This window comes from Brevundimonas sp. (assembly GCF_036659295.1).
Lineage (GTDB): Bacteria > Pseudomonadota > Alphaproteobacteria > Caulobacterales > Caulobacteraceae > Brevundimonas.
Genome location: NZ_JAVXCU010000011.1, coordinates 37,697 through 50,077, shown reverse-complemented (window position 1 = coordinate 50,077; position 12,381 = coordinate 37,697). Strand labels below are relative to the sequence as shown.

Genomic DNA, 12,381 nt, shown 5'->3' with positions numbered 1-12,381 from the left:
GCACGTTCAGCCCTGTGGCGGTTGGCGTCCATTCCGAGGCGGCCGTTTCTGCGCCTGTGCCATCTATAGCGGGCGAGGCTGTGGCGGCGGTGTTGGGGCTGGGCATTGCCGAGATGAATGCGCGTCGTGCGGTCGAGCAGGCTCTGTCCGATAAGGGCGAGGAAGCCGGACTGTCGGCGATTATCCGTGCCGCCCTTCAGGAACTGGGCAAATGACGGACCATCAGGATTTGAACCGCCTGCTTTCGGCAGAGGCGGCGGCGGGCGAGGCGTTTGATCGCGCCTTGCGCCCGCAGACCTTTTCCGAGTTCGTTGGTCAGCCCAAGGTCAAAGACAATCTGTCGATCTTTATCGAGGCGGCACGCAAGCGGCAGGAGGCTCTGGACCATGTGCTGTTGTTCGGCCCTCCGGGGCTGGGCAAGACAACGCTGGCCCAGATCGTGGCGCGTGAACTAGGCGTTGGCTTTCGGGCCACCTCCGGTCCGATCCTCGCCAAGGCCGGTGATCTGGCCGCCATCCTGACCAATCTCGAACCGCGCGATGTGCTGTTCATCGACGAAATCCACCGCATGTCGCCGCAGGTCGAGGAAATCCTCTATCCGGCCATGGAAGACCATGTGCTGGACCTGATTATTGGCGAAGGCCCGTCGGCGCGTTCGGTGCGGATCGATCTGGCACCCTTTACGCTGGTGGGGGCCACGACTCGGGCAGGACTGCTGGCCACGCCCTTGCGTGACCGTTTCGGGATTCCGCTGCGACTGGAATTCTATACGCCCGAAGAACTGACCATGGTGGTGCGCGGCACGGCCCGTAAAATGGGTGCGGAGATCGACGCCGATGGGGCCTACGAAATTGCGGCCCGTTCGCGTGGCACGCCGCGTATTGCGGGGCGTCTGCTGCGCCGTGTGCGCGACTTTGCCGATGCGCTGGGCGAGCCGATCATCAACCGTTTGGTGGCGGCACAATCGCTGGCACGTCTAGAGGTTGATGAGGCGGGACTGGACAGCAATGACCGCCGCTTCCTGAAAGCTTTGATTGAAAACTATGGCGGTGGTCCCGTCGGCATGGACACCCTTGCCGCCGCCATCGCCGAAGCCCGCGATGCTGTCGAGGACGTGATCGAGCCCTATCTGTTGCAACAGGGGTTCATCCAGCGCACCCCGCGTGGGCGCATGGCCTGTGCGCGTGCCTATGAACATCTGGGGCTGTCGGCTCCGCCGCCGGTGCCGAGCGCCGCACAGGACCTGTTCGGTAAATAATAAATGGATGGGGAAATCGAGAATGAGCTGCTTTGGACGTACTTTTTTCGATATGTCCATAAATGTTTTCAACGATTAGCAATCGTTGGAGAGCCCTTCAGTCGAGAGGCCGAACATACTGGTGAGATTCCGCCATTAGCTCACGCAGTTGTCTTACGCTCGTTGTGTTCATCAGACGCAATTCAGATATTACTCGACCGGCATTTTCTTATCGATGCCACAACGCTCGCAAGAGGTTTGTCTGAAGCCGAAATATTCCTTGGAGCTCTGCGTGTGAAGCCGGTCGAGGCTGTCGAGCGTTTGAGACAAGACTGGTTCATAGGGCGAGTAGGGCATGCCAAAGTTGTAAAAGACATCCTTGAAGCTCGGCCCCAAGACCGGCGCGAAGCAGCGAAGGTAGTGAGCGAAGCTCAGCCGGGTCAGCTGATTAAATGGGCTGATTTTGCCAAATGGGTAGGTGATAATCGGCCTTACGCAGTCTTTAAAAAAATTCTCATCGAATGCAGCGCATATCACTGCTGGATCATTAGGCAGGCACATTGAGCTGAATGATGATGAGAGTGCTTGGTCCGGATATGTAGTTCGGCCTTTTGAACTAATTGAAGCCGACCAACTCGCGTTCGAGTGCGCGCGCGCATTAATCAAAATTGGCGAAGAATATGTTGCGTTGTTGGGTATCCCCTCGGAAGTGTCTGGCTGGATAGAAGTAACTCAAAATTTCAATGCGGGAGTGTTGCCTCTCGGAGAGATAGGCGCGAAGTCAGGCCTATGACTGATCTTCCCACCGCTGGCCGTTTTGACGGTACGGACCATCTGCTGCCCATCCGTGTCTATTACGAGGACACCGATTTCACGGGTGTGGTCTATCACGCCAACTATGTGCGCTATTTCGAGCGGGGGCGTTCGGACTTCCTGCGGGCGGCGGGGATCGGCCATACGGATTTGCTGGAAAGCGAAGATCCGCTGGCCTTTGTCGTTAGCGAGCTGAACATCAAATATGTCCGCCCCGCCAAGATCGACGACGCCTTGATTGTTCGCACCCGCTACGAGGTGGTCAAGGGCGTGCGGATGCTGATTAAGCAGACGATCGAACGCGATGGCGAGGTGATCTGCTGGGCCGATGTGGTGGCCGCCTGTATCCACATGGATGGTCGCCCGCGCAGACCGTCGAAACTGTTGATGCAAAAGGTCGAGCCGTGGCTTTCGGGAGCGGCGGAAAACTGAAATCCGTCAAAAAACGACCCGATAACGCTTATGTCAGCCCTAGACGGGGTGACGGGGGCAATCAGGACCGTTAGACGCCGGTTCTTGCCTTGAATTCGCCATCGGATGGCGTTCTCAAGGATGTGAATATTCAAAACGATCAAGGATCATTGAATGGCTGCCCCTGTCGACGCCTCGTTGTTGAACCCTATCGAGCTGTTCCTTGCTGCCGACTGGGTGGTGAAGGCCGTGATGATCGGCCTTGCTGTGGCGTCGATCTGGTCGTGGACGGTCATTATCGACAAGGCTGTGCGCTTTAGCCGGATGTTCCGCCGTGCCAACGAATTCGAGCAACTTCTGGAAAGCGGCCGTTCGCTGGAAGAAGCTGCCGCTGCTGCTGGCCCCAATCCGGTCGAGCCTTTGCCGCGCATGCTGCAACTGACCCTGCATGACTGGAAAGAAGCCCGCCAGCGCGGACAGATGACCGATGCGCAAGGTCAGGCCCTGCTCAACCGCGTGGACCGTGCGATGGATTCGGTGATCTCGCGCGAGAGCCAGAAGATCGAGAACGGTCTGGGCGTCTTGTCGGTGGTGGCGACCGCTTCGCCGTTCATCGGCCTGTTCGGCACGGTGTGGGGCATCATGAATGCCTTTGACCGTATCGCCGCCGCCGGTAACACCAATCTGACCACGGTGGCCCCCGCCATTGCCGAGGCTCTGTTTGCGACGGCAATCGGTCTGGCTGCGGCTATTCCGGCCTATATGGCGTTCAACGCGTTTTCGGTGACGGCAGGCAAGTTTACCGGCCGTCTGGAAGCGTTTGCCGACGATCTTCAGGCCGCGCTGGCGCGTCGTTTGTCGGGGCCGTCGGCTCCGCCGCCCCCGCCGCCGCCACCTTCGGACAACCTGAACCTGCGCCGGGGTAACTAATGGGCATGGGTGCAGGTGGTGCATCGGGCGGCGGTCGTGGCCGTCGCCGTGCGCGCAAACGTCCCTTGAGCGAAATCAACGTCACGCCGCTGGTCGATGTGATGTTGGTGCTGCTGATTATCTTCATGATTTCGGCACCGCTGATTACGGTAGGTGTGCCAGTCGAGCTGCCCAAGACCGAGGCCAGCGCCGTCGAGGTCAAGGAAAAGCCGGTGGCCGTTTCCATCAAGGAAGACGGACGCATCTATGTCGGCGAGGCCGAGGTCAGCTGGGAACAGCTGCCGCTGCGCGTGGCCGAAGAAGGCGGCGAAAACGCCGCCGAAAAGTCCGTCTTTATCCGTGCCGATGGCCGTGCCCCCTATCAGGCTGTGGCGCGTGTAATGGCGCGTCTGTCATCGTCGGGTTTCACCAAGCTGAACCTGATCACCGACACCGCCGAGGCGGCAGGAGCTTAAGGCCGGATGCGTAAGCCATCCCCCGCACTGGCAGGTTCGGTTGCGCTGCACGTCGGTGTGGCGCTGCTGGCTCTCGTCACCCTGACGGGCCGCAAGATCGAGCCTGTGCCGATGGTCAATTCGGTACCGGTCAGCATTGTCTCCGACATGGTGATCGAGGCAGGCCCTGCCGATAATCCGCAACCGGAAGACAGCCCAGAGGACGGTTCCTCAGCCCCGCTGATCTCGCCGCCGGAACCAGACCCGGAGCCGACGCCCGCACCGCCGACGCCTGCGCCACCCGCGCCGAAACCGCCGACGCCGCGTCCGACACCGCCAACGCCTGCGCCGCGCCCGACACCCACACCGCCCCGGCCGACGCCAACACCGGCACCGCGTCCGACGCCCACGCCGACACCGCCCAAGAAGGCGGAACCGACCCCGCCGCGCATCAACCCTGCGCCCGCACGTCCGAACCCGACCCCGCCGCGTACCAATCCGGCCCCCAGCCGCCAGCCTCCGCGCGAGGAAGGCGTCAATCTGGCCGATCTGGTCAATGGTCCGCGCCGCGTGACCGGCAATACGGGGCGTCCCGCCCCAGGCCAGCAAGGTCGCGGCACGGCGCCTCAGGCCGTGGGCCGCCCCGCGCTTCAGGCACTGGGCGCACAGGTGCGTCCGCAGCTGAACTGTGATCTGGTGGATGCAGGCGAGGTTGTTCGGGTGCTTGTGCGTCTGGATGCGCGTGGACGTCTGGTGCGTGCCCCACAGGTGCAAGGCCGTGGCACACCAGCATCCGCACGGGTCGTCAGCGCCATCAATGCGGCTGTACCGTTCGACATGCCGGCAGGTTACGAGGAACAGGACCTGCCGTTCGCGTTTAATACATCAGACTTCTGTTGATACGGTCGTTTACGACGCGGCATCAGAGTACGGATAAACAGGGGGCACTATACCGTTCCCGACAGACTTGGAGATCAAAGGTGCGCAACAAAACTTGGCTAGGCTTGGCGGTTCTTGCGGCAATGGCACCGGCTGTGGCGACAGCGCAGGTTTCCAACCGCTCGCAGACCGAAGACATCATCATCAGTCAGGCCGACCTGACGCCGTTGCAGATTGCCGTGGTGCCGTTCACCGGCGTTAACGGCCCGCAGATTTCCGATGTCATCAGTGGCAACCTGAAGCGCTCGGGCTTCTTCTCGCCGCTCAATCCGGGCAGTTTTGTCGAAACCGGCCTGACCTTGGCCAATGCGCCCAACTATCCGCAATGGACCTCGATCGGCGCACAGGCTGTCCTGTATGGCGGCGTTACCCAGCGTGCCGATGGCCGCGTGGATGTGGGCTTCCGCCTGTATGATCCTTATCGCCAGTGCCAACTGGTCAGCTACCAGTTCACGGCCACTGCCGAGCAATGGCGCCGGATGGCCCACAAGATTTCGGATGTGGTCTATCAGCGCCTGACCGGCGAGCCGGGCTATTTCGACAGCCGCGTGCTGTTCGTGGCCGAGAGCGGCAGCCAGACCAACCGCCGCAGCCGTCTGACGATTGTGGATCAGGACGGTTTCAACCCCGTCTTCCTGACGCAGGGCGACGAGGTGATCATGTCGCCGCGCTTCTCGACCCATAATCCGGACGAAGTCACCTATGTGGCGCTCGGCAAGGATTATAGCCGTATCTACCTGTACAATCTGGCGACCGGCCGTCGCGAGAGCCTCGGCGAGTTCGACGGTCAGGTTCTGGCCCCGCGCTTCTCGCACGACGGTTCCAAGATGGCTTTCTCCATCATCCGTAACGGCAATACCGACGTCTATGTCATCAATCTGCGCACGCGCCAGCTTTCGCGCCTGACCAGCGATCCGGGCATCGACACCTCGCCGTCCTTCAGCCCTGATGGCTCGCAGATTGTGTTTACGTCCGACCGTTCCGGCTCGGCACGTCTTTACACCATGCGTTCTGACGGTTCGGGACAGCGCCCGATCAGCCGTGGTGGCGGCAGCTATACGGCACCGGCATGGTCGCCGCGCGGCGATCTGATTGCCTTTACCAAACAGTCCGGCGGCCGTTTCCATACCGGTGTGATGAACACCGATGGCACCGGCGAGCGCACCTTGTCTTCTTCCTATCTGGAAGAGGGCGCATCATGGGCACCGAACGGTCGCTATGTGATGTTTGCCCGTCAAAGCCCGGGCGGTGACACCCGTCTGTGGACGGTGGATCTGTCGGGTCGTGTGGTGGCACAGGCCGGTTATACCGAGCGCGGTTCCAGCCCTGCATGGTCGGGTCTGCTGGATGCGCCTCCGGCCAATCTGGGCGTCAATCAGGGGCCGGATTCTTGTGCAGCCTCATAGGCTTGTAACGTTCCGGATCAATAGCTTCACTCCTGCGTTATCAAGTGTGTCTAGCGCTGGTACGCAGGCGTGAGGCGATGTAGCTAAAACTCACTTTTTAAAGCTCAGCTTGGATCGCACGAAGCGATCCTGTCTCTCGGAGTCGATCATGACCAAGGTTTCGATCATCAAGGTGGCGACCATCGGCGCAATCGCTGCTGCAATGGCCGCCTGTACGCCAAAACCGCCGGTTGAAACGGCCACGCCGACCCCGCCGCCGGCTGTGACCAACCCGACCTATCCGACTGCCCCGACCGGTCCGGTCGGCGGTGCCAACACCGGTCCGGTGGCTGGCTCGGAACAGGACTTCGTCATCAATGTCGGTGACCGCATCTATTTCGACCTCGATTCGTATGAAGTGAACGCCGAGGCGGGCATGCGTCTGGGCGCTCAGGCGCAGTGGCTGCAACGCTATCCGTCGGTCAACATCCGTATCGAAGGCAATGCCGACGAACGCGGCACTAGCGAGTACAACCTGGCTCTGGGCGCACGTCGTGCCGAGTCGGTTCGCAACTTCCTGATCTCGCGCGGCATTCCGGCCAACCGTATCGACACTATCTCGTTCGGCAAGGAGCGCCCGATCGTAGAAGGTTCGAACGAATCGGCATGGGCGCAAAACCGTAACGCCCGCACCGCCATCGCTTCGGGCGCGCCGCGCTAAGCGATCGCTACGACAGCTAAAAAAGAACAGGGTGTCGCCTTTCGGGGCGGCACCTTTTTCTTTGGGCTTTTCATCGCGGTTCGGCTGATACAAACAGGGGGCGAATTTTCGGGGGGAGTTTCAGATGGCCACAGGCGCATCGGCAACAGGACAGGCTGACGGTCATCATGCGGACGCTCACAGCGTCTGTCCCGATTGCGGGGCGCCCGCACAGGGTAAGTTCTGCGTCGACTGCGGACAGGAAATCCACGTCCACCGCACCCTGTTCCATCTGGGCCACGAACTGCTGCACGGCATCATGCATTTCGATGGCCGTTTCTGGCGCACCCTGCCTTTGCTGGTCAGCAATCCCGGAAAGCTGACGCGCGAATGGATCATGGGAAAGCGCACACGCTATGTGTCGCCGCTGGCCATGTTCCTGTGCACGCTGTTTGTCATGTTCATGGCGCTGAGCTTTGCGCCGCCGCCCAGCAATGTGGTGGTCAATCTTCCGAACCAGATCGCTCACGAGAAAGAGCTTCTGGCCGAGGCCGAAAAAGCCGTCACCGAGGCGCAAGCGACGATTGATGGGGCAACAGATGGCGCGACAGCGGGCGTGGCGGCAGGCAAGATGGCCTCGGCCTCGATGCGTGCGCAGACGGCGCGGGAGCGTGTCGCGACCCTCGAAACCGAAGCCCGTGAAGGCCGCAAGGATGGCTTGAAGGCCGGTAGCTGGCAGGCGCAGGTGGCAGACCTGAAATTTGATGATGCGGACAAACCGCACAGCCTGAGCGGCTCGGTCGAAAAGAAGCTCAAAAACCCCGATCTGGCGCTCTATAAGCTGCAGCAGACGACCTATAAGTTCGCCTTCCTGCTGGTGCCGTTGTCCATTCCTTTTATGGCGCTGATCTTTTTGTGGCGTCGCCAGTACACCTTGTACGACCACGGGGTGTTTGTTCTTTATTCGCTGACCTTTATGGCTGTGTTGCTGATGGTCGCGATGATTTTGCGCACCGTGTTTCCGTCGATGAGCAATATCGTATCGGGCCTGTGTATGGCGATCGCGCCTGTCCATATCTTTGCCCAATTGAAGGGCACTTATAATCTGGGTGTATGGGGTGCGTTGTGGCGGACGATGGTGCTGGGGGTGTTCTGCACCATCGTGATATCGTTCTTCATCATCGCCATCATCTATCTGGGTCTTGGGCACTGAAGCCTGGGACGCTGACAGATTGGGACACTGAAGGTTGACTTGCGGGATCGTGCAAACGGTGGAACGAACAACGACATGAACAATAAGCCTTTTCGCCTTAAACGTTCGGCGGTTGCCACCGCTGTAGGCCTGTGTTTGCTGGGCGGCGGTTTTGCCATCGCGCAACAACAGCCGCTGGAGCCGGTACAGTGGGACAAGCGCCGTCTGGACCAACTGGACCGCAATGTGCGCCGTCTGGAACGCGCCCTGACCCAACGCAACGCCGCCGGACAACCCGTGCTGGTGGAGCCGGATCCCGAGGTTGTGGTCCTGCAAGGTCAGGTCGAGATTCTGGATCGTCGTCTGGGGGACCTCGAGGCGACCTTCCGTCGTGTGAACGCCGAGAGCGAGCGCATGACGTTTGATCTGGACGAGGCCAATCGCAATAATCGCGAACTGTCATCGCGCGTCGGTACGCTGGAAAACCGTCTGAAACAGATGGAAGAAGAGGCCGAACTGAATGCGCCGATCGAAGCCCATTCGCCGACCGGCAATGCGGCGGGCGACCTTCAGGCAGCCATGCGCCTGAGCGGGGACGATGCCCGTCGCGGTATGCGCGCTCTGGAGACGGTGACGGTAACGTGGCCGGACACGCCGCAGGCCCGCGAGGCCTTCAGCCGTCTGGGCGACATGTATGTGGCCTCGCGCGATAGTGCAGGGGCTGTCAGCTTCTATGCCCAGGCTCTGAATGGCTGGCCGCGCACGCCTTGGGCGGCCGAGACCACGCTGAAACTGGCCGAAGCTCTGCGGGTGACCGACCGCAAGACGCAGGCCTGCGCGACCCTGACCGACTTTACCCGCCGCTATGGCGAGACGGCGACGGCCCAGCAAAAGACCCGCGCGACCCAGATGCGTACCCGCGCGGAGTGCAGCTGATCTCACCATCCGAAACGGACGGGCTGAAGGCGCGGGTATTCCGCCAGCTTTCAGCCTGTCTGGATCATGGGAAGCAGGATCAAAGCAGGCAGGCTCCCGTAGCCGTTGGCTTATCGGGGGGCGGCGATAGTCTCGCGCTTCTGGCGCTGGTCTGTGAATGGGCCAAGGCGGCAGATCGTCCGGTTCTGGCCCTGACCGTGGATCATCGTCTCAACCCTGCCAGTGCGGACTGGACCGCGCAGGCAGGGCGCATGGCCACAGGTCTTGGGGCCGAGTGGCGCGCCCTGAATTGGATGGATGCAGCGGCAGGATCGGGGGTTCAGGCCCGCGCCCGTCAGGCCCGACACGGATTACTGGCCGATGCCGCCCGCGAGGCAGGGGCGACGATACTGGTTCTGGGCCATACGGCTGATGATGCGGCCGAAAACCACTGGATGCGGGCCGAGGGTATTCCTGTGGGTCGCTTGCGAATATGGTCGCCTTCGCCGGTCTGGCCACAGGGGCGGGGCATCAGCCTGTTGCGGCCCTTGTTGAACGAACGCCGCCAGACTCTGCGCGATTATCTGCAGCAGCGGGGGCTGGACTGGATCGATGATCCGGCCAATGAGGACGAACACTATAGTCGGGTGCGAGCGCGCACGGCTTTGGGGGGCGTATTGCCTTTGGACCGGCCTGAGATTGCCGCGCCCTTCGTGTGGCAGGCATCATCCGAGGCCGAAACCCATGCGGGCGTTTTGCGGTTTTCACGACGGGCCATGCTGGATGCGCCCGATCGCATATTGGCCATGGCACTGTTGTGCGTCGCGGGCGGGGATGTGCCGCCGCGAGGCTATCGGCTGGAGCAGTTGAAAGCGCGACTGGCTGCGGGCGAGGATGGCGTGGCGGTCTTGTCCGGCACGCGAATCGAAATGCAGGGCGACGATCTGACCCTGATGCGCGAGGCCGGAGAGCAGAAGCGCGACGGCTTGGAGCCGCAAATCCTGCACGCGAACAGGCTGACGGTTTGGGACGGGCGTTTCGAGGTGCGTGTCAGCGGGCCGGACTGGGCGATTATGCCGGCAAAAGGACGATTAAATCGTCTGGATGAAAAACATCGTCGTGACCTGGTAAGCCTGCCACCTGCGGCACGATCCAGTCTGCCGGTTTTCCATAATATCAAGCAAGATCAGTATGTTCCGGCTTGGATTGTGGCCGAGGTCCGGTGTCTGGTGGGACCCAGATTTCGTGTGAACTGCCTTGTCGGTGCGGACGAAACGCCGCAGGAGGCCGCACTGTTTGACCTGTGGCATGGCGAAACCGTTCCGACTGCCCTATTTTCCTAAGTGAATGACTGCTGTCCGGTATGGCCCTGTGGCGATGCCGGGGAACCGAGGACCGCATGAACCTGCGAAATATTGCCATCGGCGCCGGGATCCTACTGATCATGGCCGTGGTGTACTCAACCATGTCCCAGACCGGAGGGCTGGCCTCCAAGGCTGTTGCGCCCGGTGCTGCGGGGCGTCCGGCCGAGATCAACTATTCCCAGTTGATGACCGCTATTGAAGCGCAAGAAATCAAAGAGGTCACTGTACGCGGCGAAGCCGTCAGTGGCGTCTATAAGAACGACAGCAAGTTTACGACTGTCCTGCCGTTCCCCAATCCTGAACTGATCGACAAGATGAATGCCTCGGGCATTCTGGTGGACGCCAAGTCCACCAAGGCGCCGTGGTGGTCGGGCGTGCTGGGCCTTCTGCTGCCGGTCGTGCTGATCATCGCCTTCTGGCTGTTCATCATGAACCGCATGCAGGGCGGCTCCAAAGGCGCGATGGGCTTTGGCAAGTCCAAGGCCAAGCTGCTGACCGAGCATAAGGGTCGCAAGACCTTTGCCGATGTCGCAGGCGTCGATGAAGCCAAGGAAGAACTGCAAGAAGTCGTCGACTTCCTCAAGGACCCGTCGAAATTCCAGCGTCTGGGCGGCAAGATTCCCAAGGGCGCTCTGCTGGTTGGCCCTCCGGGTACCGGTAAGACGCTGCTGGCCCGTGCCGTGGCGGGTGAAGCGGGCGTGCCCTTCTTCTCGATCTCGGGTTCGGATTTTGTGGAAATGTTCGTCGGTGTGGGTGCCTCGCGCGTCCGCGACATGTTCGAACAGGCCAAGAAAAACGCCCCCTGCATCATCTTCATCGATGAAATCGACGCCGTGGGCCGTCACCGTGGCGCAGGCCTCGGCGGTGGCAATGACGAGCGCGAGCAGACCCTCAACCAGTTGCTGGTTGAAATGGACGGCTTTGAAGCCTCGGAAAACATCATCCTGATCGCCGCGACCAACCGTCCGGACGTTCTGGACCCGGCTCTGCTGCGTCCGGGTCGTTTTGACCGTCAGGTCACGGTGCCGAACCCCGATGTCATGGGGCGCGAACACATCCTGCGCGTCCACATGAAGGATGTGCCGCTGTCGGCCGATGTGAACGTGAAAACGATCGCACGCGGCACGCCGGGCTTCTCGGGTGCGGACCTTGCCAACCTTGTTAACGAAGCGGCCCTGACCGCTGCGCGCAAGGATCGCAAGATGGTCACCCAGCGTGATTTCGAAGACGCCAAGGACAAGGTCCTGATGGGTTCGGAACGCAAGTCCATGGCCATGAGCGAGGAAGAAAAGCGTCTGACCGCCTATCACGAAGCCGGTCACGCCATCGTCGCGCTCAACGTCAAGAAGACCGATCCGGTCCACAAGGCGACCATCGTTCCGCGCGGTCGTGCACTGGGCATGGTGATGCAGCTGCCGGAAGGCGACCGCTATTCCATGAGCTATCAGCAGATGGTCGATCGGATCGCCATTCTGGCCGGCGGTCGTGTTGCTGAGGAGCTGATCTTCGGCAAGGAAAACATCACCTCGGGGGCTTCGTCGGATATCGAGCAGGCGACCAAGATGGCACGCGCCATGGTCACCCGCTGGGGCTATTCGGAGAAACTGGGCACGGTGGCCTATGGCGAGAACCAGGAAGAAGTCTTCCTGGGTCACTCGGTGTCGCGCACCCAGAATATCTCTGAAAAGACTGCGCAGCTCATCGACGAGGAAGTGCGCGCTCTGGTCATGGGTGGCTGGGACGAGGCACGTCGTATCCTGACCGAAAAGGCCAAGGATCACGAAGCCCTGTCGCAGGCCCTGCTGGAATACGAGACCCTGTCGGGTGAAGAGATCAACCAGCTTCTCAAGGACGGCACCCCGCCGAACCGCGAGGATGTTGGCGAGCCGATCTCGGGCCCGTCGTCGTCGGTGCCGCTGACGCCCGAAGAGGACAAGGCTGCGGCCGAGGATGTGACACCGCAAGAACAGGCGGCGGCTGATATCACAGCGGCCACCGGTGTTCCGGTTTCCGATCCGGAGGAGCCCAAGGCTTCGGCCTGATCGCTCTGGTCTAAATAAA

General features: G+C 61.1%; 12 protein-coding genes and 1 pseudogene. All 13 read left to right on the top strand.

All coding sequences use genetic code 11. The annotated features are described in order from the left end of the window. Nucleotides 1-215, top strand: a pseudogene (locus tag RSB01_RS03980) (Holliday junction branch migration protein RuvA); the annotation flags it as partial. After that, the gene (ruvB, locus tag RSB01_RS03975) at nt 212-1,258 is read left to right on the top strand and encodes a Holliday junction branch migration DNA helicase RuvB (RefSeq protein ID WP_332591492.1); all 1,047 of its coding nucleotides are present in this window, start codon (nt 212-214) and stop codon (nt 1,256-1,258) included. The pseudogene RSB01_RS03980 and the gene ruvB, both read left to right, overlap by 4 nt. 3 nt (nt 1,259-1,261) lie before the next feature. Then, nucleotides 1,262-1,801 (top strand): hypothetical protein, encoded by a 540-nt coding sequence (locus RSB01_RS03970; protein WP_332591493.1) that lies wholly within the window; start codon nt 1,262-1,264, stop codon nt 1,799-1,801. A gap of 225 nt (nt 1,802-2,026) precedes the next feature. Further along, nucleotides 2,027-2,482: a tol-pal system-associated acyl-CoA thioesterase gene (gene ybgC, locus RSB01_RS03965; protein ID WP_332591494.1), complete on the top strand. Its 456-nt coding sequence runs from the start codon at nt 2,027-2,029 to the stop codon at nt 2,480-2,482. A gap of 153 nt (nt 2,483-2,635) precedes the next feature. Then, nucleotides 2,636-3,391, top strand: coding sequence for a protein TolQ (gene tolQ, locus RSB01_RS03960; RefSeq protein ID WP_332591495.1), 756 nt, complete (start codon nt 2,636-2,638; stop codon nt 3,389-3,391). Continuing rightward, the gene (locus RSB01_RS03955; protein WP_332591496.1) at nt 3,391-3,846 is read left to right on the top strand and encodes a biopolymer transporter ExbD; all 456 of its coding nucleotides are present in this window, start codon (nt 3,391-3,393) and stop codon (nt 3,844-3,846) included. Before tolQ ends, RSB01_RS03955 begins: the two co-directional genes overlap by 1 nt. 6 nt (nt 3,847-3,852) lie before the next feature. Further along, entirely contained in the window at nt 3,853-4,725 is an 873-nt protein-coding gene (locus RSB01_RS03950; RefSeq protein WP_332591497.1) for a hypothetical protein, read from the top strand. A gap of 80 nt (nt 4,726-4,805) precedes the next feature. Beyond that, complete coding sequence (tolB, locus tag RSB01_RS03945) at nt 4,806-6,170, top strand: Tol-Pal system beta propeller repeat protein TolB (protein ID WP_332619814.1); 1,365 nt, start codon at nt 4,806-4,808, stop codon at nt 6,168-6,170. Nucleotides 6,171-6,318: 148 nt separating this feature from the next. After that, entirely contained in the window at nt 6,319-6,870 is a 552-nt protein-coding gene (gene pal, locus RSB01_RS03940) for a peptidoglycan-associated lipoprotein Pal (protein ID WP_332619813.1), read from the top strand. A gap of 124 nt (nt 6,871-6,994) precedes the next feature. Next, nucleotides 6,995-8,062 carry a DUF3667 domain-containing protein gene (locus RSB01_RS03935; RefSeq protein ID WP_332592012.1) on the top strand — a complete coding sequence of 356 codons (1,068 nt, stop codon included), beginning with the start codon at nt 6,995-6,997 and terminating at the stop codon, nt 8,060-8,062. A 75-nt stretch (nt 8,063-8,137) separates the two neighbouring features. Then, nucleotides 8,138-8,977: a tol-pal system protein gene (locus RSB01_RS03930; RefSeq protein ID WP_332592011.1), complete on the top strand. Its 840-nt coding sequence runs from the start codon at nt 8,138-8,140 to the stop codon at nt 8,975-8,977. Continuing rightward, nucleotides 8,968-10,299, top strand: a complete 1,332-nt coding sequence (gene tilS, locus RSB01_RS03925) for a tRNA lysidine(34) synthetase TilS (RefSeq protein ID WP_332592010.1) — start codon at nt 8,968-8,970, stop codon at nt 10,297-10,299. Before RSB01_RS03930 ends, tilS begins: the two co-directional genes overlap by 10 nt. A 56-nt stretch (nt 10,300-10,355) precedes the next feature. Next, entirely contained in the window at nt 10,356-12,362 is a 2,007-nt protein-coding gene (gene ftsH, locus RSB01_RS03920; protein WP_332590728.1) for an ATP-dependent zinc metalloprotease FtsH, read from the top strand. Nucleotides 12,363-12,381: the final 19 nt, after the last annotated feature.

Bases quoted from the DNA above. Each gene is read 5' to 3' on its own strand.
- ruvB (WP_332591492.1), top strand. From the start codon at position 212: ATGACGGACCATCAGGATTTGAACCGCCTGCTTTCGGCAGAGGCGGCG.
- RSB01_RS03935 (WP_332592012.1), top strand. From the start codon at position 6,995: ATGGCCACAGGCGCATCGGCAACAGGACAGGCTGACGGTCATCATGCG.
- RSB01_RS03950 (WP_332591497.1), top strand. From the start codon at position 3,853: ATGCGTAAGCCATCCCCCGCACTGGCAGGTTCGGTTGCGCTGCACGTC.
- RSB01_RS03955 (WP_332591496.1), top strand. From the start codon at position 3,391: ATGGGCATGGGTGCAGGTGGTGCATCGGGCGGCGGTCGTGGCCGTCGC.
- RSB01_RS03930 (WP_332592011.1), top strand. From the start codon at position 8,138: ATGAACAATAAGCCTTTTCGCCTTAAACGTTCGGCGGTTGCCACCGCT.
- tolQ (WP_332591495.1), top strand. From the start codon at position 2,636: ATGGCTGCCCCTGTCGACGCCTCGTTGTTGAACCCTATCGAGCTGTTC.
- RSB01_RS03970 (WP_332591493.1), top strand. From the start codon at position 1,262: ATGGATGGGGAAATCGAGAATGAGCTGCTTTGGACGTACTTTTTTCGA.
- ybgC (WP_332591494.1), top strand. From the start codon at position 2,027: ATGACTGATCTTCCCACCGCTGGCCGTTTTGACGGTACGGACCATCTG.
- ftsH (WP_332590728.1), top strand. From the start codon at position 10,356: ATGAACCTGCGAAATATTGCCATCGGCGCCGGGATCCTACTGATCATG.
- pal (WP_332619813.1), top strand. From the start codon at position 6,319: ATGACCAAGGTTTCGATCATCAAGGTGGCGACCATCGGCGCAATCGCT.